The following is a 22,564-nucleotide window of genomic DNA, read 5'->3' as shown; positions in this document are numbered from 1 at the left end:
GGGGTTTGGGGCGGGCGGTCGTCCGATCGGCGAGGAGTGATGTGCGCGAACGCAGGCCCAGTACGGCGCTGGGGAAGCCCGGTACCGGGGTCGCCCGCGGTTTCCCGCGGGCGGGGTGTCTCACTCATCTGCAGAAACCGTACGGCAGCGGAAAGGGGACCGACAGCGGGAACGCGCTCCCGCCATCGGCCCCCCACACCTTCTTCACAGCGCCCGCCCGTTACCGCTGGTATCGATCGAGCACCGTGTTCGGACGTTCGCTCAGATGCCCGCGAAAGCGGACTCGATGATGTCCAGACCCTCGTTCAGCAGGTCCTCGCCGATGACGATCGGCGGCAGGAAGCGCAGCACGTTGCCGTAGGTGCCACAGGTGAGGACGAGCAGGCCCTCGGCGTGGCAGGCCCTGGCGAGTGCGCCGGCCGCCTCCGGGAACGGGGTCTTGGAGACCGGGTCCTTGACCAGCTCGATCGCGATCATGGCGCCGCGCCCGCGGATGTCGCCGATGATCTCGTACTTCTCCTGCATGGCCGCAAGGCGGGTCTTCATGACGGACTCGATCTTCTTCGCCGCGGCGTTGAGGTCGAGCTCCTTCATGGTCTCGATGGAACCCAGCGCACCGGCGCAGGCCACCGGGTTACCGCCGTAGGTGCCGCCCAGGCCGCCCGCGTGCGCGGCGTCCATGATCTCGGCGCGGCCGGTCACGGCGGCGAGCGGCAGACCGCCCGCGATGCCCTTGGCGGTGGTGATCAGGTCCGGGACGATGCCCTCGTCCTCACACGCGAACCACTGGCCGGTGCGGCAGAAGCCGGACTGGATCTCATCGGCCACGAACACGATGCCGTTGTCGTTGGCGAACTTCACGATGGCCGGCAGGAAGCCCTTGGCCGGCTCGATGAAGCCACCCTCGCCGAGCACCGGCTCGATGATGATCGCGGCGACGTTGTCGGCGCCGATCTGCTTGGTGATCTGGTCGATCGCCTGGGCGGCGGCCTCGGGGCCGCAGTTCTCGGCACCGGTGGGCCAGCGGTAGCCGTAGGCGACCGGGACGCGGTAGACCTCGGGGGCGAACGGGCCGAAGCCGTTCTTGTACGGCATGTTCTTCGAGGTCAGCGCCATCGTCAGGTTGGTACGGCCGTGGTAGCCGTGGTCGAATACGACGACGGCCTGACGCTTGGTGTACGAACGGGCGATCTTGACGGCGTTCTCGACGGCCTCGGCGCCGGAGTTGAACAGCGCGGACTTCTTGGCGTGGTCACCGGGGGTCAGCTCGGCGAGCGCCTCGCAGACCTCGACGTAGCCCTCGTACGGCGTGACCATGAAACAGGTGTGGGTGAAGTCCGCGAGCTGCGCGGAGGCGCGGCGCACGACGGCCTCGGCGGAGGCGCCGACCGAGGTCACGGCGATACCGGAACCGAAGTCGATCAGACGGTTGCCGTCGACGTCCTCGATGATGCCGCCGCCCGCGCGCGCGGTGAAGACGGGCAGTACGGAGCCCACGCCACCGGCCACCGTCTCCAGGCGGCGGGCCTGCAGTTCCTGCGACTTGGGGCCGGGGATCGCGGTGACGAGCTTGCGCTCCTGCGGGACAGCGGTCATAGGGGGCTCCTGGGGGGTGTTTTCGGACGCACTTGTGTCTTTGTCCGCAGGCTAGGCCCGGCGGCGGGGCCACGGCATGCTCCGTTCGGTAGTGGTGCCCGCGTGTCCTTGTCCGCGACGGCCATACGGAGTGTCTTGTGGACCGGGCCCGGATACGGCAGCAGGGCCGCGGGCGGGCACTAGATTGAGCGGCGCAGCACCGGAACTGGCAGGGGGCAGGGGTTCATGGACACGGACGGCACGCACGGCACGCAGGACGCGGTGGCGCGCACGAACGGGATCGGGAACGGGATTCCGCGGCCGGCGGTCCCGCCGAGGCCCGCGCACGCGCCCGGCGCCCATCCCGCACCCGGCGCCCACACCGCAGCCGGTCCGGTTCACGCACCCGGTCCGGCTCACGCACCCGGTCCGGCCCCCGTCGGCCCCCCGGCCGGCGCGCCCTCCTCCGGCGGTTCCGCGTTCGCCGACTGGCTGCGCACCCCGCGCCGCTCCGGCGGCCCGGGCGTCTGGGCGTACGGACACGTCCCGCGGGCCGACGAGGAACCCGAGACCACCCCCACCCGCCAGCTGGTCAGCGGGGCCCTGATCGCCCTGCTGGCCGGACTCCTGCTGTGGTCCCTGCTGTGGAACGGCTATCTCGGCGGGTTCTGGCTCTGGCCCCTCTACATGTTCACCCCCGACTCCTGGGCCGGCCGGCTGCCCTCGGTGGTCGCCTCGTACATCTGGTACGCCATGGTCCTCGCGGGCCTGGCCATCGGATTCGGGCGGCTCGGCCGCTGGCCCGAGCTGGTCCGGCGCATGCTGAGCGGCCCGGCCGCCCGCCGGGCCGCCGCCGGGCTCGCCGAACCGCCCCCCGGGCCCGTGCCCGGGGGGGACGAGGATCCCGCCGGGTGGCCCGAGTTGCGGGGGGCCGGGCTGGGGGAGGCGGCCGAGCGGCTGCGGGCCGAGGGCGGGGCCGGGCGGATGAACGACGTGGACGCCGCGCGGATCCGGCGGGCCTGGCAGACCGTCCTGGCGGACCCGGGCCGCCGGGCCGCCTTCGCCGATGCCGTACGGGACAAGGGCGCCGGCGCCTGCACCCACCCCTCGGGAGCCCGCGACCTGCCGGTCCGCGCCGCCCGGCACGACCTGCTCGCCCGCCAGGTCAGGATCGGCACGGTGGCGGACGGCGAACGCAACCCCTACCCGCGCCGCGGCACCGGACTCGCCCTCGACCCCGCCGTGCTCGGCACCTCCCTGCTGGCCGTGGGCCCCTCCGGCGGCGGCAAGACCGGCCGGCTGGTCCGTCCGGTCGTGGAGTCCCTCGCCCTCCAGGCGCTCGCCGGCCAGGCCGCCGTCGTCGCGGTCGGCGCCGCCGGGACCCAGCTCGGCCCCGACGCGGCGTACGACGTGGTCATCCGGATCGGCGACCCGGCCACCGCCTACGACCTCGACCTGTACGGCGGCGCCACCGACCCCGACGAGGCCGCGGGCCTGCTCGCCGAAGCCCTGGCCGGGGACGTGCCCGGGGTGGACGTACGCCGGGCCGCGACCGCCCTCGCCCAGCTGCTCGGCCCGTTCCGGACCGCCCACGGCCGCTTCCCCGGCGTCCCCGAGCTCCGCGAGCTCCTCGACCGGGTCCCGGCCGCCCTGGACGGGGTCCGCCGGGAGCTGGAGGCGGCCGGGCAGCACTCCATGCTCCGCGAGCTCGACGCCCGCGAGCGGCAGAGCGGATCCCACGGCGACCCCGGCCCCGCCCTCGCCGACCGGATCGCCCTCCTGGACCGGCCCGCCTTCGCCGGGTTCTTCGACACCACCGGACAACAGGGCCGGCCCTTCTCCCTGCGCTCCCTCGAACACCCCCTCCGGGTCCGCATCGACCTGCCCGAACGCGGGCACGCCGACGCCTCCCGGATGCTGGCCCGGCTGCTGCTGGCGCAGTTCAGCGCCGGTGCCGCCGCCCGTACCGACCGGTCCCTGTTCGCCTGCCTCGTCCTCGACGACGCCGCGCACACCCTCACGCCGCAGACCGTGCGCGGCATCCAGCGGCTGCGCTCCGCCAACGCGGGCGTACTGCTGGCCCTGCGCACCATGGACGAGGTGCCGGAGGAACTGCGCACCCCGCTGCTCGGCGCGGTCGGCTGCCGGATGGCCTTCTCCGGGGTCACGACCTGGGACGGGCAGCGGTTCGCCGAGGCCTGGGGCACCGAGTGGGTCGAGGCCCGGGACGTGACCAGCCGTACCGTCTTCGCCGACCAGCCGCTCACCCGCGCCATCCACGCCTTCCGCAAGCTGGTCACCGGCAAGGCCGTGACCACCGACGCGGTGACCGTCCGGCAGGTGGAGCGGGCCCGCTGGTCCGCCTCCGACCTGGCGCACGCCGTGCCGCCCGGGCACGCGGTGCTCTCGCTGACCTCGGTCCGCGGGGAGCGTACGACCCCGCTCCTGGTCCGGCTGGACGGCTGAGGCGGCCGGGAAGGGCTCGGGCCGAGGCCGGGGCCGGGGCCGGCTCGCGGCTGAGTGAACCCGTACGGGGTGGCAGAATCGAGCTGAGGCGTTCATACGCCGTGGCGAAAATCCCCGATGCCGCCCCGCCGGCCGCTGCCCAGCCCGGCCGGTCCCACCGGCCCCACCGGCCGCACTGCCCCCACCGCCCCCTCCGCGAAAGCCGCCAGCCGCCGATGCCGCTCACCCTCGCCTCGCTCGTCCAGCACTCGGCGCTCAAGCTCAGCGTCCGCGCGGGGGAGAGCCGCCTCGACACCCCGGTGCGCTGGGCCCATGTCAGCGAGCTCGCCGACCCCGTCCCCTATATGGAGGGCGGGGAGCTCCTCCTGATCACCGCGATGAAGCTGGACGCGGAGGACCCGGAGGAGATGCGCCGGTACGTACGGCGGCTCGCCGCGGCCGGGGTCGTCGGCATCGGCTTCGCCGTCGGCGTCAACTACGAGGCGATCCCCGAGGCCCTCGTCGAGGCCGCCCGCGCCGAGGACCTGCCGCTGCTGGAGGTCCCCCGGCGCACCCCCTTCCTCGCCATCAGCAAGGCCGTCTCCGCCGCCCTCGCCGCCGACCAGTACCGGGCCGTCACCGCCGGCTTCGAAGCCCAGCGCGAACTCACCCGGGCCGCACTCTCCGCCGACGGGCCCGCCGAACTCCTGGCCAAGCTCGCCGCGCACGTCCACGGCTGGGCGGCGCTGTACGACTCCTCCGGCGCGGTCGTCGCCGCCGCCCCGGACTGGGCCGCCCGCCGGGCCGCCCGGCTCACCGCCGACGTGGAACGGCTGCGGGAGCGCCCCGCCCCCGCCAGCGCCGTGGTCGGCGGCTCGGAGGACCGGGTCGAGCTCCAGTCCCTGGGCACCGGGCGGCGGGCCCGCGGCGCCCTGGCGGTGGGCACCGGAGCCCCGCTCGGCACCGCCGAACGGTACGCCGTGCACTCCGCGGTGGCCCTGCTCACCCTGACCACCGAACGCTCCCGCTCCCTCCACGACGCCGAGACCCGGCTGGGTTCGGCCATCCTGCGGATGCTGCTGGCCGGACAGCCCGAGCACGCGGAATCGGTGGCCGGAGACCTGTACGGCAGCCTCCTCCAGGCCCCCTTCCGCATGGTCATCGCCGAACCCGCCCTGGCCGGCACCGCCCAGCCCGAAGGACTCGCCCTGCTCGCGGACACGGTGGAGGCCGCAGCGGCCCGCACCGCGGAGGCGCTGCTGCTGGTCCCGGAGCCGGGCCGGCTGGTGATCCTCGCCGCGGACGGCGGCGCGGCGGTCCAGGCCGTGGCCGAGCACGCCGAGGCCCTCGAATCCCGGCGCGGCCGGGACGCCGCCGGGCCGGAACCCGACGAACTGGTGGTCGGCCTGTCCGCACCGGCCGGGCCTCCCGGGGCCGCCGCCGCCTTCAAACAGGCCGACCAGGCCCTCGCCGTGGCCCGCCGGCGCGGACGCCCCCTGGTCGAGCACGAAGACCTGGCGGCCGGCTCGGTCCTCCCGCTGCTCGCCGACGAGGCGGTACGGGCCTTCGCGGACGGCACCCTCCGGGCCCTCCGGGAGCACGACGCCACCGGGCGCGGCGACCTGGTGGCCTCCCTTCAGGCCTGGCTGTCCCGGCACGGCCAGTGGGACGCCGCCGCGGCCGACCTCGGCGTCCACCGGCACACCCTGCGCTACCGGATGCGGCGGGTCGAGGAGATCCTCGGCCGCTCCCTCGACGACCCGGACGTCCGGATGGAGCTCTGGCTCGCCCTCAAGGCCAGCACCACCCCGCCGGCGTAGTCCGGTCCGGCCCCGGCGACAGTGACAAAGCGGCGAAGCCACGCCGCGAGGTGCTCCACCGCGGACAAGCGCCCAAATCGGCCCGGCCCCCTACCGTGAGGGGGACGGGCAGCGCAGCACGCCCGGCAGACACCGCACACACCGCACACACCGAAGGGCCGGGATTCGCCATGACTTCCACCCACGCCTTCTGGCTCGCCGGCCGCCAGGCCACCGGCGAGGACAGCTTCGACGTCCACAACCCGTGGGACGGCCGTCTGGTCGGCACCGTCAGCGTGCCCACCGATGCCCAGGTCGAAGAGGCGGTGGCCGCGGCGTACGCCGTGACGGCCGAGTTCTCCGCGACCCCCGCCCACGTCCGGGCCGCCGCCCTGGACCACGTGTCCAAGCGGCTCACCGAGCGCACCGAGGAGATCGCCCAGCTGATCTCCGCCGAGAACGGCAAGCCCATCAAGTGGGCCCGCGGTGAGGTCGGCCGTGCGGTGTCCGTATTCCGCTTCGCCGCCGAAGAGGCCCGCCGCTTCAACGGCGGAGAGGCCCAGCGCCTCGACACCGACGCCGGCGGCGTCGGCCGGCTCGCCCTGACCCGCCGCTTCGTCAAGGGCCCGGTCCTCGGCATCGCCCCGTTCAACTTCCCGCTGAACCTGTGCGCCCACAAGGTCGCCCCGGCCATCGCCGTCGGCGCCCCCATCATCCTGAAGCCGGCCCCGGCCACCCCGCTCTCCGGTCTGATCCTGGGCGAGCTGCTGGCCGAGACCGACCTGCCGGCCGGCTCCTGGTCCGTGCTGCCCGTCGCCAACGACAAGATGCCGGCTCTGGTCAAGGACGACCGCCTGCCCGTCATCTCCTTCACCGGCTCCGACACGGTCGGCTACGCCATCCAGCAGTCGGTGCCCCACAAGCACTGCACCCTGGAGCTCGGCGGCAACGCCGCCGCCGTGGTCCTGGACGACTGGTCCTCCGAGGCCGACCTCGACTGGGCCGCCACCCGCATCGCGACCTTCTCCAACTACCAGGCCGGCCAGTCCTGCATCTCCGTGCAGCGCGTGATCGCCGACGCCTCCGTCTACGACCGCCTGGTCGAGAAGGTCGTCGCCAAGGTCCAGGCCCAGGTCACCGGCGACCCCGCGGACGACGCCACCGACGTCGGCCCGCTGGTCTCCGAGGACGCCGCCAAGCGCGTCGAGTCCTGGGTGGACGAGGCCGTGACCGCCGGCGCCAAGCTGCTCACCGGCGGCAAGCGCGAGGGCGCCTCGTACGAGCCGACCGTGCTCGCCGAGATCCCCGACGGCGTCACCCTCGCCTGCGAGGAGGTCTTCGGACCGGTCCTCACCCTGCACCGGGTGGACGGCACCGACGAGGCCTTCGCCAAGGTCAACGACTCGAAGTTCGGCCTGCAGACCGGCGTCTTCACCCGCAACGTCCAGACCGCGTTCCGCGCCCACCGCGAGCTCGAGGTCGGCGGCGTGATCATCGGTGACGCCCCGTCCTACCGTGCCGACCAGATGCCGTACGGCGGCGTCAAGCAGTCCGGTGTGGGCCGCGAGGGTGTCCGCTACGCGATGGACGACTACACGTACGAGCGGGTCCTGGTCCTGACCGGCCTCGACATCTGATCTCGTACGGCCCAAAAGCCGACGGCCGGAGCCCACTGTGCGGGGGCTCCGGCCGTCCCCTTTTTCCGGGGCGGCGGCACCGGGACCAACACCCATGACGGAGACGGCGGGGTCAACTCCTGCTTCCGTCCCGTCAGCGGACCCGGTTGCCTGTTCTGAGCCGGTACCACCCGCACGGACCGCCCCGGCTTTTCCGGGCGGGCCGGATTGGGTACGACTGACAGGTAGCACCCACCGGTAGCACCCCCTACCCAGCGGCGAGGTGAGCCCCCTCATGTCCGCAACACAGCCCGCACAGCCGATCCGGCCCACGCAGCCCAAAGTGACCGAGCGCGAGGCGCGGCAGGTCGCCGAAGCGGCCCGCGAGGCCGACTGGCGCAAACCCAGCTTTGCCAAGGAACTCTTCCTCGGCAGGTTCCGGCTCGACCTGATCCACCCCCATCCGCTCCCCGCCGACGAGGACGTCCGCCGCGGCGAGGCCTTCCTGGCCCGGCTCCGGGAGTTCTGCGAGACCGAGATCGACGGCCCGCGCATCGAACGCGAGGCCCGCATCCCCGACGAGACCGTCCGCGGCCTCAAGGAGCTCGGCGCGCTCGGCATGAAGATCGACCCCAAGTACGGGGGACTGGGCCTCACCCAGGTCTACTACAACAAGGCGCTCGCCCTGGTCGGCTCGGTCAGCCCGGCCATCGGCGCCCTGCTCTCCGCCCACCAGTCCATCGGCGTCCCCCAACCGCTGAAGATCTTCGGCACCCAGGAGCAGAAGGACGCCTTCCTGCCCCGCCTGGCCACCACCGACATCAGCGCCTTCCTGCTCACCGAACCCGATGTGGGCTCCGACCCGGCCCGCCTCGCCACCACCGCCGTCCCCGACGGCGAGGACGCGTACATCCTGGACGGGGTGAAGCTGTGGACCACCAACGGGGTGGTCGCGGACCTGCTCGTGGTGATGGCCCGGGTGCCCAAGAGCGAGGGCCACCGCGGCGGGATCACCGCCTTCGTCGTCGAGGCCGACTCGCCCGGTATCACCGTGGAGCACCGCAACGCCTTCATGGGCCTGCGCGGCCTGGAGAACGGCGTCACCCGCTTCCACCGGGTCAGGGTGCCCGCCGGCAACCGGATCGGCCCCGAGGGCGCCGGCCTCAAGATCGCCCTGACCACCCTCAACACCGGCCGGCTCTCGCTCCCCGCCATGTGCGTCGGCGCCGGCAAATGGTGCCTGAAGATCGCCCGTGAATGGTCGGGGGTGCGGGAACAGTGGGGCCGGCCGGTGGCCCGCCACGAGGCCGTCGGCTCCAAGATCGCCTTCATCGCCGCCACCACCTTCGCCCTCGAAGCCGTCGTGGACCTCGCCTCCCAGATGGCCGACGAGGACCGCAACGACATCCGCATCGAGGCCGCCCTGGCCAAGCTGTACGGCTCCGAGATGGCCTGCCTGATGGCCGACGAACTGGTCCAGATCCGCGGCGGACGCGGCTTCGAGACCGCCGAATCCCTGGCCGCCCGCGGCGAGCGGGCCGTCCCCGCCGAGCAGCTGCTGCGCGACCTCCGGATCAACCGGATCTTCGAGGGCTCCACCGAGATCATGCACCTGCTGATCGCCCGGGAGGCCGTCGACGCCCACCTGTCGGTGGCCGGCGATCTCATCGACCCGGAGAAGGACCTCGGCGACAAGGCGAGGGCGGGGGCGCGGGCCGCCGGGTTCTACGCCCGCTGGCTGCCCAAGCTGGCCGCCGGCCCCGGCCACGTTCCCGGCACCTTCCGGGAGTTCCACCCGCGCGGCCACACCGACCTCGCCGTCCACCTGCGCTATGTCGACCGCACCGCCCGCAAACTGGCCCGCTCGACGTTCTACGCCATGTCCCGCTGGCAGGGCCGGATGGAGACCAAACAGGGCTTCCTGGGCCGGATCGTCGACATCGGCGCCGAACTGTTCGCCATGAGCGCGGCCTGTGTCCGGGCCGAGCACCTGCGGGCCTCCGGGGACCACGGCCGCGAGGCCTACCAGCTGGCCGACGCCTTCTGCCGGCAGTCCCGGCTGCGCGTCGAGGAGCTGTTCGGCCGGCTGTGGTCCAACACCGACGACCTCGACCACAAGGTGGTCGCCGGGGTCCTCTCCGGCACCTACACCTGGCTGGAGGAAGGCGTCCTCGACCCCTCCGGCGACGGCCCCTGGATCGCGGACGCCACCCCCGGCCCCTCCGCACAGAAGAACGTGCACCGGCCCATCCGCTGACCCGCACCGGCCGTCGGCCCGCCCGGTGTGCGGCGCCACGGCGCTGCCCTGGCGCCGCACACCTGACCCGGTCACGGCACGGAGGGGGGACTCCGTGCCGGAGCGCGGCCGGGTTCCGGCAACAATGGGGGGCATGAGCGACAGCCCAGCCCCCCTTGCCGATCCGCACCTCCTCTTCGACGCCGCGGCCGGCCGCCGGGACATCGTCATCCTCGGGTCCACCGGGTCCATCGGAACCCAGGCCATCGACCTCGTCCTGCGCAACCCCGGTCTCTTCCGGGTGACCGCGCTGTCCGCCGCCGGCGGCCGGGTCGGGCTCCTGGCCGAGCAGGCCCGGCAACTGCGGGTCGAGAAGGTCGCGGTGGCCCGCGAGGACGCCGTACCGGCCCTGAGAGAGGCGCTGAGCGCCGAGTACGGAACCGAGCCGCAGCCGGAGATCCTCGCCGGGCCCGACGCGGCCACCGAGCTCGCCGCCTCCCCGTGCCACACCGTGCTCAACGGCATCACCGGCTCCATCGGCCTGGCGCCCACGCTGGCGGCCCTGGAGGCCGGCCGCACGCTGGCCCTCGCCAACAAGGAGTCGCTGATCGTCGGCGGCCCGCTGGTGAAGGGCCTCGCGAAGCCCGGCCAGATCATCCCGGTGGACTCCGAGCACGCGGCCCTGTTCCAGGCCCTGGCCGCCGGTACCCGGGCCGATGTGCGCAAGCTCGTGGTCACCGCCTCCGGCGGGCCCTTCCGCGGCCGGACCCGCGAGGAGCTGGCCCGGGTCACGGTCGAGGACGCGCTGGCCCACCCGACCTGGGCCATGGGCCCGGTGATCACGGTGAACAGCGCCACCCTGGTCAACAAGGGGCTGGAGGTCATCGAGGCGCACCTGCTCTACGACATCCCCTTCGACCGCATCGAGGTCGTCGTCCACCCCCAGTCGTACGTCCACTCGATGGTGGAATTCAGCGACGGCTCCACCCTCGCCCAGGCCACCCCGCCGGACATGCGGGGACCCATCGCGATCGGCCTCGGCTGGCCCCACCGGGTCCCGGACGCGGCCCCCGCTTTCGACTGGACCAAGGCTTCCACCTGGGAGTTCTTCCCGCTGGACACCGAAGCCTTCCCGGCCGTGGGACTGGCCCGGCACGTCGGCACCCTGGGCGGTACCGCCCCCGCCGTGTTCAATGCGGCCAACGAGGAGTGCGTCGAGGCATTCCTGTCCGGCCGGCTGCCGTTCACGGCAATCACGGATACGGTCGCAGCCGTGGTCGATGAGCACGGGACGCCGGCCCAGGGAACTTCCCTGCGGGTCGCGGACGTCCTCGAAGCGGAGACCTGGGCCAGGGCCCGGGCACGGGAGATGGCGGCGAAGGCCGCCGTGGAGGCGCGCGCATGACAGCTTTCATGACGGTGGTCGGCATAGTCGTCTTCGTCGTCGGCCTGCTCGTCTCGATCGCCTGGCACGAGTTGGGGCACCTCTCCACGGCCAAGCTGTTCGGCATCCGGGTGCCGCAGTACATGGTCGGCTTCGGGCCGACCCTCTGGTCGCGGCGGAAGGGCGAGACCGAATACGGGATCAAGGCCATCCCGATGGGCGGCTACATCCGCATGATCGGGATGTTCCCGCCCGGCGAGGACGGCAAGGTCACCGCCCGGTCCACCTCCCCCTTCCGGTCGATGATCGAGGACGCGCGCTCGGCGGCGTACGAGGAGCTGCAGCCCGGGGACGAGAGCCGGCTCTTCTACACGCGCAGGCCGTGGAAGCGCGTGATCGTGATGTTCGCCGGTCCGTTCATGAACCTGGTCCTGGCCGTGGCGATCTTCCTCACCACGCTGATGGCCTTCGGCGTGAACACCCAGACCACCGTGGTGGGCTCCGTCTCCGACTGCGTCATCCAGCAGAGCGAGAAGCGGGACAAGTGCGCCGCGGGCGACCCGGCGGCCCCCGCCAAGGCGGCCGGCCTGGCGCAGGGCGACAAGATCGTCGCCTTCAACGGCAAGAAGACCGAGGACTGGGGCACCCTCCAGAAGAACATCAGGGCCACCGTCGGCCCCGCCACCCTCACGGTGGAGCGGGCCGGCAAGCTGGTGGAGCTGAAGGCGAATCTGATCGAGAACAAGGTCGCCAAGACCGACGGCGACGGCCGCTACGTGGAGGGCCAGTACGTCACCGCCGGTTTCCTCGGCTTCGCCCCGGCCAACGGCTACGTCGAGCAGTCCTTCGGCCAGTCCGTCGCCCGGATGGGCGACATGATGGAGGCCGGCGTGCAGTCGCTGATCGACCTGCCGTCGCGCATCCCGGCCCTGTGGGACGCGGCCTTCAACGGCGCCGAGCGCGAACAGGACGGCCCGATGGGCATCGTCGGCGCGGCCCGGGTCAGCGGTGAGATCGTCAGCCTGGACGTGCCGGCCCAGCACCGGCTGGTGTTCTTCCTCAATCTGCTGGCCGGTTTCAACCTGTCGCTGTTCCTGTTCAACATGCTGCCGCTGCTGCCGCTGGACGGCGGGCACATCGCGGGCGCCCTGTGGGAGTCGGTCCGGCGGAACGTCGCCCGGCTGTTCCGGCGGCCCGACCCGGGCCCGTTCGACGTGGCCAAGCTGATGCCCGTCGCCTATGTGGTGGCCGGGGTGTTCGTCTGCTTCACCGTGCTGGTGATGATCGCGGACGTGGTGAACCCGATCAAGATCACCTGATCCGGGAGCAGCCGGGGAGTCGTCGGGGAGTCGGGTACGTTTACGTGCCCGGCTCCCCGCGTTCGGGTGGCGGACCCCCCTCGGATGCACGACCGGCCCGCTGCTTGGCGTAATCTCGAAGGCTGGAGCCCGCCGATCTCGGGACCTTGATCCACACCTTGGGGTTGCACAGCAGATGACTGCCATCTCTCTCGGAATGCCGTCCGTGCCGACGAAGCTCGCCGACCGACGGGTCAGCCGCAAGATCCAGGTCGGTTCCGTGGCCGTCGGCGGCGACGCACCCGTCTCGGTGCAGTCGATGACCACGACCCGCACCTCCGACATCGGCGCCACGCTGCAGCAGATCGCCGAGCTGACCGCCTCCGGCTGCCAGATCGTCCGGGTGGCCTGCCCGACCCAGGACGACGCCGACGCGCTCTCGGTCATCGCCAAGAAGTCGCAGATCCCGGTGATCGCCGACATCCACTTCCAGCCCAAGTACGTGTTCGCCGCCATCGACGCGGGCTGCGCCGCCGTCCGGGTCAACCCCGGCAACATCAAGCAGTTCGACGACAAGGTCAAGGAGATCGCGCGGGCCGCCAAGGACGCGGGCACCCCGATCCGGATCGGCGTCAACGCGGGCTCCCTCGACGCCCGGCTGCTGAAGAAGTACGGCAAGGCCACCCCCGAGGCGCTGGTCGAGTCCGCGCTCTGGGAAGCCTCCCTCTTCGAGGAGCACGACTTCCGCGACATCAAGATCTCGGTCAAGCACAACGACCCGGTCGTGATGGTCGAGGCCTACCGCCAGCTCGCCGCCCAGTGCGACTACCCGCTGCACCTCGGCGTCACCGAGGCCGGCCCGGCCTTCCAGGGCACCATCAAGTCCGCCGTGGCCTTCGGCGCCCTGCTCTCCCAGGGCATCGGCGACACCATCCGGGTCTCGCTCTCCGCCCCGCCGGCCGAGGAGATCAAGGTCGGCATCCAGATCCTGGAATCGCTGAACCTGCGCCAGCGCCGCCTGGAGATCGTCTCCTGCCCGTCCTGCGGACGCGCCCAGGTGGACGTCTACAAGCTCGCCGAAGAGGTCACCGCCGGCCTGGAGGGCATGGAGGTCCCGCTGCGCGTCGCGGTCATGGGCTGCGTCGTCAACGGCCCCGGCGAGGCCCGCGAGGCCGACCTGGGCGTGGCCTCCGGCAACGGCAAGGGCCAGATCTTCGTCAAGGGCGAGGTCATCAAGACCGTCCCCGAGTCGAAGATCGTCGAGACCCTGATCGAAGAGGCGATGAAGATCGCCGAGCAGATGGAGAAGGACGGCATCGCCTCGGGCGAGCCCACCGTCGCCATCGGCGTCTGACACCCCCGGCCGGTCCCACCTCACCGGCCGCCCCCTGGATCGGTCCCTCCCCGGCCCCGTTACCGCAGCTCGCGGGCGGGGCCGGGGCCTTTTCGTGACCGCGGGGACAGGGCATCGGCAGGCTCCGCCGGGTACAGTGCGGAGATCAGCAGACTTGCATGGTGAGGCCCCCCACGTGTTGACGCAGACCACCACCCGGGTCCTCGAGCCCAGCGATCTCGCGCTCGCGCTCGAGGTACTCGACCGCGATCCGGTCGCGAACGCCTTCGTCACCTCCCGGGTCCAGGTCGCCGGACTCGACCCCTGGCGCCTGGGCGGCGAGATGTGGGGCTTCTACACCGACGGCGAGCTCCGCTCCCTCTGCTACGCCGGCGCCAACCTGGTGCCCGTCTGCGCCACCCCGGAAGCCGTCCGCGCCTTCGCCGACCGGGCCCGCCGTACCGGCCGCCGCTGCTCCTCCATCGTCGGCCCCGCCGAGCCCACCGGGCAGCTGTGGGGGCTGCTGGAGCCGCACTGGGGCCCCGCCCGCGACGTCCGCGCCCACCAGCCGCTGATGGTCACCGAAGGCCCCTCGCCGGAGATCGCTCCGGACCCGCTGGTCCGCCGGATCCGCAAGGACGAGATGGACCTGATCATGCCCGCCTGCGTGGCCATGTTCACCGAGGAGGTCGGGGTTTCCCCGCTCGCCGGGGACGGCGGACTGCTCTACCAGGCACGGGTCGCCGAACTGGTCACCACCGGCCGGTCCTTCGCCCGGATCGAGAACGGCCAGGTGGTCTTCAAGGCCGAGATCGGCGCGGCCACCGCCCGGGCGTGCCAGATCCAGGGCGTGTGGGTGGCCCCCGAGTACCGGGGCCGCGGCCACTCCGAGACGGGCATGGCCGCGGTGGTCGACTACGCACTGCGCGACGTCGCCCCCGTGGTCAGCCTCTACGTCAACGACTTCAACACCGCCGCGAGGGCCGCATACCGCCGGGTGGGCTTCCGGGAAGTCGGCGCCTTCATGAGCGTCCTGTTCTGACCCGGGGCGGTACCCGGCGGGGGTGCGCGGCCCTCGTGGCGGGGCACCGCTCCGAGCCCCGGCCGGCACCGGCAAGGCGTCGGCCCGCGGGAGTCAGGAACCGGATCCGGTGGACTCCCGGTGCTGCTGTGCCTATCCGGTACCGCGAAGTAAGGTCACCGCATGGTGCCTTCCCCCGCCGGTCTCGAGATCGGCCCCCTGGACCTCGCGGCCCGCGTCGACGAGGCGCTGCGGGTCCAGGCCGTGGCCTTCGGCCTCAGCGAGGAGGAGATCGGCATCCGGCGCTACATCGTGCAGCGCCACATGACCTGCCGGGGCGCCCGTGCGCTCGGCGCGTTCACCGAGGACGGCGCGATCGCCGGATTCGTCTACGGGATGCCCAACGACCGCACCCACTGGTGGTCCACCGTCGTCGAGCCCTATCTGCGGGCCGGCGGCCACGAGCACTGGCTCGACGAGTCCTTCGCCATCACCGAACTCCACGTCCACCCCGGGTTCCAGGGCCACGGGGTCGGCCGCGAGCTGATCACCCGGCTCACCGACTCCGCCGCCGAACCCCGGTCCATCCTCTCGGCCATCGACACCGAGACCCCGGCCCGCGCCCTCTACCGCTCCCTGGGTTACACCGACCTCGCCCGCCAGGTCCATTTCCCCAGCGCCGGCCGCCCCTACGCGGTAATGGGTGCGACACTCCCGCTGCGCCGGGGCTAGCCTCCCCCCATGGCGACGACCCAGCGCACCCAGCACACCCCGGCCCCTCCCCACCTCCTGCGGATGTCCCGGCTGATGGCCAGGACGCTGCGCGAGGACCCGGCCGATGCCGAGACCCTCAGCCACCGGCTCCTGGTCCGCGCGGGATACGTACGGCGGGCCTCCGCCGGGGTCTGGAGCTGGCTGCCGCTCGGCAAGAAGGTCCTCGACAACGTCTCCCGCATCGTCCGGGAGGAGATGGACGCCATCGGAGCGCAGGAGGTGCTGCTGCCCGCCCTGCTGCCGCGCGAGCCCTACGAGGTGTCCGGACGCTGGTCGGAGTACGGCGACCTGCTCTTCCGCCTCCGGGACCGCAAGGGCGCCGACCATCTGCTCGGCCCCACCCACGAGGAGATCTTCACCCAGCTGGTGAAGGACCAGTGCACGTCCTACAAGGACCTGCCGGTGATGCTCTACCAGATCCAGACCAAGTACCGCGACGAGGCCCGGCCGCGCTCCGGAGTGCTGCGCGGACGCGAGTTCCAGATGAAGGACTCGTACTCCTTCGACGTCTCCGACGAGGGGCTGGCCGAGTCGTACCGGCTCCACCGCGAGGCCTACGTACGGATCTTCACCCGGCTCGGACTGGACCACCGGATCGTCTCGGCGGTCTCCGGCGCGATGGGCGGATCGGCCTCGGAGGAGTTCCTGGCTCCGGCGGAGGCCGGCGAGGACACCTTCGCGCAGTGCCCGGCCTGCGGGTACGCGGCGAACACGGAGGCGGTCACCTTCCCGCTCGCCCAGGCCGGCGCGGATACCGGTGCCGGTGCCGGACATCCGGCCCTGGAGGAGCTCGACACCCCGGACACGCCGACCATCGAGACCCTGGCCGGGCTGCTCGGCGTACCGGCCTCGGCGACGCTGAAGAACCTGCTGGTCAAGGTCGACGGCGAGATCGTCGCCGTCGGGGTGCCGGGGGACCGCGAGGTGGACCTGGGCAAGCTCGCCGAGCATCTCGCGCCGGCCGTGGTCGAACTGGTCACCGCGGAGGACTTCACCGGCCGGCCCGACCTGGTACGCGGCTACGTCGGCCCGCAGGGCCTGGGCAAGGTCCGCTATCTGGCCGACCCGCGGGTGGCGCCGGGCACCGCCTGGGTGACCGGGGCCAACCGGGCCGACACGCATGCGCGCCATGTGGTCTGCGGCCGGGACTTCGAGGTGGACGAGTACCTCGACGTGGTCGTGGTCCGGGACGGCGACCCCTGTCCGTCCTGCGGGGCGGGGCTGCGCCTGGACCGGGCGATCGAGGTCGGGCACATCTTCCGGCTGGGCCGGAAGTACGCCGACGCGTTCGGCCTGGACGTACTGGGCCGGGAGGGCAAGCCGGTCCGGGTCACCATGGGCTCGTACGGCATCGGGGTCTCCCGGGTGGTCGCGGCGCTCGCCGAACAGACGGCCGACGCGAAGGGCTTGTGCTGGCCGGCCGCGGTCGCGCCGGCGGACGTGCACGTGGTGGCGGCGGGCAAGGCGGTCCAGCTGGAGCTGGCCGAGCGGGCGGCGGAGGAACTCGCCGCGGCCGGCCTGCGGGTCCTGCTGGACGACCGGCCGGGGCTGTCGCCGGGGGTGAAGCTCACCGACGCGGAGCTGATCGGCGTCCCGTGGATCGTGGTGGCCGGCCGCAAGGCACCGGACGGCATCGTGGAACTCCAGCACCGCCCGACCTCCACCCGCGAAGACCACCCCTGGCCGGCCGCCCTGTCCCGCTTGACGGCGTAGCCGCCTCCACGCGGGCTCGGGGCGGAGCCCCTGAGCGGGCCCCGGGCCCAAACGGGCCCGGCACGGTTGTGCCGGGCGGAGCCCTACGCGGGCTCGGGGCGGAGCCCCTGAGCGGGTCCGGGCGCAGGCGCGCCCGGCACCGGGGTCCGGGGCGGAGCCCCGGTTCCGGGAAGGGGTGGGGTGGGGGAGGCCCCGCGCAGCGGCAGCCCCGCCCCGCCCAGCTACACGGCCGGGCTCGCCGGGTCTTCCGGCTTCGCCGGGACCGCGGGCGGCGGGAGTTCCTCCCGCGAGTCGCCGGCGTCGGCCTCCGCGGTCGTGGCGGCGCCACCCCGCCCCGCCTCCGCCGCCGCCGGCTGCTGTGCCGCCCGCTCCAGGAACCTCAGCAGCTCCACCGGGAACGGCAGGACCAGCGTCGAGTTCTTCTCCGCGGCCACCGCCACCACCGTCTGCAACAGCCTCAGCTGCAGGGCCGCCGGCTGCTCCGCCATCACCCCGGCCGCCTCGGCCAGCTTCTTCGAAGCCTGGAGCTCCGCATCCGCGTTGATCACCCGCGCCCGCCGCTCCCGGTCCGCCTCCGCCTGCCGTGCCATCGACCGCTTCATCGTCTCCGGCAGGGACACGTCCTTGATCTCCACCCGGTCGATCTGCACGCCCCACCCGATCGCCGGGCTGTCGATCATCAGCTCCAGCCCCTGGTTGAGCTTCTCCCGGTTGGACAGCAGATCGTCCAGGTCCGACTTGCCGATGATCGACCGCAGTGAGGTCTGCGCCATCTGGGAGACCGCGAAGCGGTAGTCCTCCACCTCGATGAGCGCGCTGGCCGCGTCGACCACCTTGAAGTACACCACCGCGTCCACCCGCACCGTGACGTTGTCCCGGGTGATGCCCTCCTGAGCCGGCACCGGCAGGGTCACGATCTGCATGTTCACCTTGTGCAGCCGGTCCACCACCGGCACCACCGTCGTGAACCCCGGCCCGCGGACACCCTGCCGCAGCCGGCCGAAGCGGAACACCACGCCTCGCTCGTACTGCTTCACCACCCGGGCCGCCGCGGCGAAGTAGACCACGGCACCGGTAGCGGCGGCGACTCCCGCCGCCAGCAGTTCTTCGACCATGACGGCCCCCTGCACACCCTGCCGGGCACACGTTCCGCACACGCCCGTATAGAACCTCGTACGGAACCTCGTACCCAAGGTATGCCCTACAGCCAGGCCGCGAACTCCAGCAGCAGCTCCGAGTCCCGGCGGCGCCCCGCCGCCAGTGCCCGGAGCCCGGACTCCACCGCGCGGAACAGCGTCCAGCCGCGCAGCCGGTCCCGGTCCACGTCCAGGGAGTCCGCCAGCCGGTTCACCCGGCGCCGGGCGCCCGCCGGGCCCGCCGAGGAGGCGACCTGGTCCTCCAGCCGGTCCCGGACCAGCCGCGCCAGGTCATAGGCGCGCTCGCCCACCAGCGGCTCCGGGCCGACCGTCAGCCACGGCGCCCGCTCGCCCGCCAGCACCTTGCCCTGCCGGAAGTTCCCGTGCAGCAGCAGTTCCTCCGGGGCCGCCGCCGCCAGCTCGTCCCGCAGCTCCAGCGCCGTGCCGGCCAGCGCCAGCAGCTCCGCCGGCGCGGCCTTCAGCCCCGCGGACTGGCGTTCCGTACGCTCCGCCACCGACTCGAACCCGTGTCCGGCCGGCGGGGCCACCCACAGCCGCCGGATCGTGCCGGATGCCTCCAGCAGCGCCTTCGCCTCCGGCAGGGAGCGCAGCGACACCTCCGGCTGGAGGCGCTCCAGCAGCAGGGCCCCGTCCTCGTGGCGGGTGTCGAGCAGGCGTACGGCACCGAAGCCGCCCCAGTGCGCCAGCGCGGCCAGCTCCCGGTCGGGGCGGGCGCCGGGCGGGGCCAGCTTCAGTGCGGCCGGGGTGCCGTCGGGGAACCGGACCAGGATCACCAGGCTGCTGCGCCCGCCCGGGGCCTGCACCCGCTGGGCCTGTACCCCGCGCCGGGCCAGTGCCTCCTCGGCGAGGCCGGGGAGCCGGGCCAGCCAGTCCTCGTGCTGTGCTGTGTCCGGCTGCTCGCCGAGCGCCCGTACAAGCCGCTCCGGCGGTTCAAAAACCATGCGTGCGTGGTCCCTTTCAGCTGTGCTGGGCCGGTAGCGCCTGTCCCGCTCGTTCCGTCAGCCCAGGGAAGGCTACGCCGCCGCCGCGCCAGCGCGCTGCGCGGACCGCCGCCGCGGTCAGGGCGTCGGCCGCCTCCCGGCGCAGCGGGCCCTGCGCCGCACGCACCAGATCGGAGTACGCGCCCGCCACCCGGTCCTCGATCTCGGCGGCCAGCCGCACGGCATCGGCGGGGGTGCGCACGGCAAAGGGCAGCCGGTACGCGGCCTCGGCAGGCTGCGGGGCACCGCCCAGCGTGCGGACCGTCCGGGTGAGCGCATCGCGCCGGGCGAGGTGCCTGCCGTACGCCTCCTTGGCCTCGGCGCCGCGGGCGGCGGCCACCCGGGCGCCGATCACCCCGTACCCGTACGCGGCGGCATGCTCGGCGGCGAGGGCGGCCTGGGTGGCGGCCAGCACCCCCTCGGCGCCGGGTCCGTGGCCGGTGCCGGCGCTCGGGGCACTCGGGGAGGGGCTGGGGGTGCGCGCGGGCGTCATGCGGTGGCTCCGGGGGTGGTCAGCAGGTGGTGGTGGACGGCTCCGCAGGCCGCCACCGAGGCGAGCAGCCGGGCCAGCTCGCCGGGGGCCTCGGCCAGGGCGACGGTGCGGTTCTCGGCGAGGCTCCGCTCCGCATCGGCCAGGGCGGAGACGGCGTCGGCGGGCTTCGGGGGGACCACCGCCCGGGGGGCACCGGCGGCACCGGGGGCACCGGAGGGCGCGGGGCGGGCCGAGCCCGCCGGCCCGCCGGAGGACTCCCCGGCCTCGGGCGCCCCGGCTTTGGGAGCCCCGGCCCCGGACGCCTCGGAGGCGCCTGCCGCCCCGGGTGCCCCGGCGGCCTCCGGCGCCAGCGCCGCCGCGTGCGCGGCGACGGCCGCACGGAGCGGCGCCAGCCGTCCGCCCAGCGAGGGATGGGCCGCGAGCGTGGCGTCGTAACGTTCCAGCAGGGCCCGGCTGTCCCGGACGGCCGCTTCGCGGATCCGCCGTTCGAGCGAAGCTTCGGCGCTCGGGCCGGTTCGCGCCTCCGGTTCCGGCTCCGAACACCCGGAGAGCAGTGCAACGCCCACCGCCCCGGCAGTGCCGGTGAGCAGGCTTCTTCGCGAGGGCAGGGTCCAGGGCACGGCGGATCCTCGGGAGCAGGGCGGCAGGAACAGGCTGTGATCACGGTACCCGGGGCACCGCCCAAGGGGCGGACGGCAACACCCCCTGCGACCGGATACCCTTTGACCTGACACGCGATCCACGCGACGGAAACCACAACAGCACACGCGGCCGAGGAGTCACCCGGATGAGCACCCCCCAGAGCGACAGGCTGCGCGGACTGCTGGAGCCGCTGGTCGCCGCGAAGGACCTGGACCTGGAAGACATCGAGGTGTCCCGGGCGGGCAAGCGGCGGATGCTCCGGATCATCGTGGATTCCGATTCGGGCGTGGAGCTGGACACCTGTGCCGAGCTGAGCCGTGAGATCTCCGACGCCCTGGACGAGAACGACGCGATGGGCGAGGACGAGTACGTCCTCGAAGTCAGCTCCCCCGGCGCCGACCGCCCGCTCACCGAGCACCGGCACTACGTCCGGGCCACCGGCCGCCTCGTGAAGTTCCAGCTGTCCCCCGAAGCCGAGCAGGGTGCCGGCGAGCTCGTCGCCCGGATCCTCGGCGTCGACGAGGACGGGCTGGACCTGGAGGTCCCGGGCGTGAAGGGCCGCAAGGCGACCGCCCGCCGCATCGCTTTCACCGACATCGCCAAGGCGCGGGTCGAAATCGAGTTCAACCGCAAAGACAAGAACATTCAGGAAGAAGAGGAGGCGTAGCCGTGGACATCGACATGAGTGCCCTGCGGGGTCTGGTCCGGGAGAAGGAGATCTCCTTCGACCTGCTCGTCGAGGCGATCGAGTCGGCCCTCCTCATTGCGTACCACCGCACCGAGGGCAGCTACCGGCGGGCCCGCGTGGTGCTGGACCGCACCAACGGTCACGTGGTCGTGTGGGCGACGGAAGACCCGAGGGATCTCGAGGAGGGCCAGGAGCCCAAGGAGTTCGACGACACCCCGTCGGACTTCGGCCGGATCGCGGCGACGACCGCCAAGCAGGTGATCCTGCAGCGTCTGCGCGACGCGGAGGACGACCTGACCTTCGGCGAGTTCGCCGGCCGTGAGGGCGATGTCATCACCGGCGTCGTCCAGCAGGGCAAGGACCCCAAGAACGTCCTGGTCGACATCGGCAAGCTGGAGGCCATCCTGCCCGTGCAGGAACAGGTCCCCGGCGAGGAGTACACCCACGGCCTGCGGCTGCGCACGTACGTCGTCCGGGTGGCGAAAGGCGTCCGCGGTCCGTCCGTGACCCTGTCGCGCACCCACCCGAACCTGGTGAAGAAGCTCTTCGCGCTGGAGGTCCCGGAGATCGCCGACGGCAGCGTCGAGATCGCCGCGATCGCCCGCGAGGCCGGCCACCGCACCAAGATCGCCGTGCGGTCCACCCGCTCCGGCCTGAACCCGAAGGGCGCCTGCATCGGCCCGATGGGCGGCCGGGTGCGCAACGTCATGGCCGAACTGCACGGCGAGAAGATCGACATCGTCGACTGGTCGGACGACCCGGCGGAGATGGTGGCGAACGCCCTGTCGCCCGCCCGGGTGAGCAAGGTGGAGATCGTCGACATGGCCGCGCGGTCCGCCCGGGTGACCGTGCCCGACTACCAGCTGTCGCTGGCCATCGGCAAGGAGGGCCAGAACGCCCGGCTCGCCGCCCGGCTCACCGGCTGGCGCATCGACATCCGCCCCGACACCGAGCCCGCGGCCGGCGGCCCGGCGGAATAATCCGGTACCGGTCCGGGTTCCGGGCCGGTAGACAGGGTGAGCCGTCCCGTATGCGGGAACGGCCACGATGGAGACAACGTCCGTTCGATTTTTCGCCTGAAGGGGTGAGGTCGGTACGGGGAGGTAGACTGAGCGTGTCTGGCCGGACGCATGCCCGCGCATGCCCTGAGCGCACCTGCGTGGGGTGCCGGGAGCGAGCGGCCAAGAGCGATCTGCTGCGGATCGTGGCGGTCGGAGACGAATGCGTCCCCGACCACCGCGGTACGCTGCCCGGCCGGGGTGCGTACCTGCACCCTGCCGTGGTCTGCCTCGACCAGGCGGTGCGCCGCCGGGCGTTCCCCCGGGCCCTCAGGGTCCAGGGGGCACTCGAAACCGCCGCTCTGCGGACGGTCATCGAGGCGACACCGTAAGAAAAGAAGTACGGCACGGA

General features: G+C 73.0%; 18 protein-coding genes. 13 read left to right on the top strand and 5 right to left on the bottom strand.

The genetic code is table 11. The annotated features are described in order from the left end of the window. Positions 1-261 precede the first annotated feature (261 nt). Positions 262-1,596, bottom strand: coding sequence for a 4-aminobutyrate--2-oxoglutarate transaminase (gabT, locus tag DEJ50_RS09210; protein ID WP_150207083.1), 1,335 nt, complete (start codon positions 1,594-1,596; stop codon positions 262-264). 225 nt (positions 1,597-1,821) lie between these two features. Between gabT and DEJ50_RS09205 the strand changes: the two genes are divergently transcribed. The 10 genes from DEJ50_RS09205 (at position 1,822) to DEJ50_RS09160 (ending at position 17,194) form a co-directional block, all read left to right on the top strand. Further along, positions 1,822-4,041, top strand: coding sequence for an ATP-binding protein (locus DEJ50_RS09205; protein ID WP_150207082.1), 2,220 nt, complete (start codon positions 1,822-1,824; stop codon positions 4,039-4,041). A gap of 215 nt (positions 4,042-4,256) precedes the next feature. After that, on the top strand, positions 4,257-5,840 hold the full coding sequence (locus DEJ50_RS09200) for a PucR family transcriptional regulator (RefSeq protein WP_150212014.1): 1,584 nt from the start codon (positions 4,257-4,259) through the stop codon (positions 5,838-5,840). A gap of 170 nt (positions 5,841-6,010) precedes the next feature. Continuing rightward, a complete protein-coding gene (locus DEJ50_RS09195) occupies positions 6,011-7,456 on the top strand; it encodes an aldehyde dehydrogenase family protein (RefSeq protein WP_150207081.1) in 1,446 nt (481 codons plus the stop codon). Between the two features lie 274 nt (positions 7,457-7,730). Further along, positions 7,731-9,692 carry an acyl-CoA dehydrogenase family protein gene (locus DEJ50_RS09190; RefSeq protein WP_150207080.1) on the top strand — a complete coding sequence of 654 codons (1,962 nt, stop codon included), beginning with the start codon at positions 7,731-7,733 and terminating at the stop codon, positions 9,690-9,692. Between the two features lie 124 nt (positions 9,693-9,816). Continuing rightward, complete coding sequence (gene dxr, locus DEJ50_RS09185; protein ID WP_190344376.1) at positions 9,817-11,076, top strand: 1-deoxy-D-xylulose-5-phosphate reductoisomerase; 1,260 nt, start codon at positions 9,817-9,819, stop codon at positions 11,074-11,076. Next, positions 11,073-12,374 (top strand): M50 family metallopeptidase, encoded by a 1,302-nt coding sequence (locus tag DEJ50_RS09180; RefSeq protein ID WP_150207078.1) that lies wholly within the window; start codon positions 11,073-11,075, stop codon positions 12,372-12,374. Before dxr ends, DEJ50_RS09180 begins: the two co-directional genes overlap by 4 nt. A gap of 175 nt (positions 12,375-12,549) precedes the next feature. Continuing rightward, a complete protein-coding gene (ispG, locus tag DEJ50_RS09175; RefSeq protein ID WP_150207077.1) occupies positions 12,550-13,707 on the top strand; it encodes a flavodoxin-dependent (E)-4-hydroxy-3-methylbut-2-enyl-diphosphate synthase in 1,158 nt (385 codons plus the stop codon). Between the two features lie 175 nt (positions 13,708-13,882). After that, positions 13,883-14,728 (top strand): GNAT family N-acetyltransferase, encoded by an 846-nt coding sequence (locus DEJ50_RS09170; protein ID WP_223837677.1) that lies wholly within the window; start codon positions 13,883-13,885, stop codon positions 14,726-14,728. Positions 14,729-14,890: 162 nt separating this feature from the next. Then, on the top strand, positions 14,891-15,439 hold the full coding sequence (locus tag DEJ50_RS09165; RefSeq protein ID WP_150207076.1) for a GNAT family N-acetyltransferase: 549 nt from the start codon (positions 14,891-14,893) through the stop codon (positions 15,437-15,439). A gap of 9 nt (positions 15,440-15,448) precedes the next feature. Then, positions 15,449-17,194 carry a proline--tRNA ligase gene (locus tag DEJ50_RS09160; RefSeq protein WP_150207075.1) on the top strand — a complete coding sequence of 582 codons (1,746 nt, stop codon included), beginning with the start codon at positions 15,449-15,451 and terminating at the stop codon, positions 17,192-17,194. Between the two features lie 221 nt (positions 17,195-17,415). Here the strand turns inward: DEJ50_RS09160 and DEJ50_RS09155 are convergent, their stop codons facing one another. The 4 genes from DEJ50_RS09155 to DEJ50_RS09140 all read right to left on the bottom strand — a co-directional run bounded on the left by DEJ50_RS09155 (position 17,416) and on the right by DEJ50_RS09140 (position 20,444). Next, positions 17,416-18,309: a slipin family protein gene (locus tag DEJ50_RS09155; RefSeq protein ID WP_150207074.1), complete on the bottom strand. Its 894-nt coding sequence runs from the start codon at positions 18,307-18,309 to the stop codon at positions 17,416-17,418. Positions 18,310-18,395: 86 nt separating this feature from the next. Continuing rightward, positions 18,396-19,292: an aminoglycoside phosphotransferase family protein gene (locus tag DEJ50_RS09150; protein ID WP_150207073.1), complete on the bottom strand. Its 897-nt coding sequence runs from the start codon at positions 19,290-19,292 to the stop codon at positions 18,396-18,398. 16 nt (positions 19,293-19,308) lie between these two features. Next, positions 19,309-19,824, bottom strand: a complete 516-nt coding sequence (locus DEJ50_RS09145; RefSeq protein WP_150207072.1) for a ferritin-like domain-containing protein — start codon at positions 19,822-19,824, stop codon at positions 19,309-19,311. Then, on the bottom strand, positions 19,821-20,444 hold the full coding sequence (locus DEJ50_RS09140) for a hypothetical protein (protein ID WP_150207071.1): 624 nt from the start codon (positions 20,442-20,444) through the stop codon (positions 19,821-19,823). The genes DEJ50_RS09145 and DEJ50_RS09140 overlap by 4 nt, the downstream gene beginning before the upstream one ends. 167 nt (positions 20,445-20,611) lie before the next feature. Between DEJ50_RS09140 and rimP the strand changes: the two genes are divergently transcribed. The 3 genes from rimP to DEJ50_RS09125 all read left to right on the top strand — a co-directional run bounded on the left by rimP (position 20,612) and on the right by DEJ50_RS09125 (position 22,544). After that, complete coding sequence (gene rimP / locus DEJ50_RS09135) at positions 20,612-21,133, top strand: ribosome maturation factor RimP (RefSeq protein ID WP_150207070.1); 522 nt, start codon at positions 20,612-20,614, stop codon at positions 21,131-21,133. Between the two features lie 2 nt (positions 21,134-21,135). Continuing rightward, positions 21,136-22,134, top strand: a complete 999-nt coding sequence (gene nusA, locus DEJ50_RS09130) for a transcription termination factor NusA (RefSeq protein ID WP_150207069.1) — start codon at positions 21,136-21,138, stop codon at positions 22,132-22,134. Positions 22,135-22,268: 134 nt separating this feature from the next. After that, positions 22,269-22,544, top strand: a complete 276-nt coding sequence (locus DEJ50_RS09125) for a YlxR family protein (RefSeq protein WP_150207068.1) — start codon at positions 22,269-22,271, stop codon at positions 22,542-22,544. Positions 22,545-22,564: the final 20 nt, after the last annotated feature.

This window comes from Streptomyces venezuelae (genome assembly GCF_008642295.1).
GTDB lineage: Bacteria > Actinomycetota > Actinomycetes > Streptomycetales > Streptomycetaceae > Streptomyces > Streptomyces venezuelae_C.
This window is presented reverse-complemented; position numbering and strand designations above follow the sequence as displayed.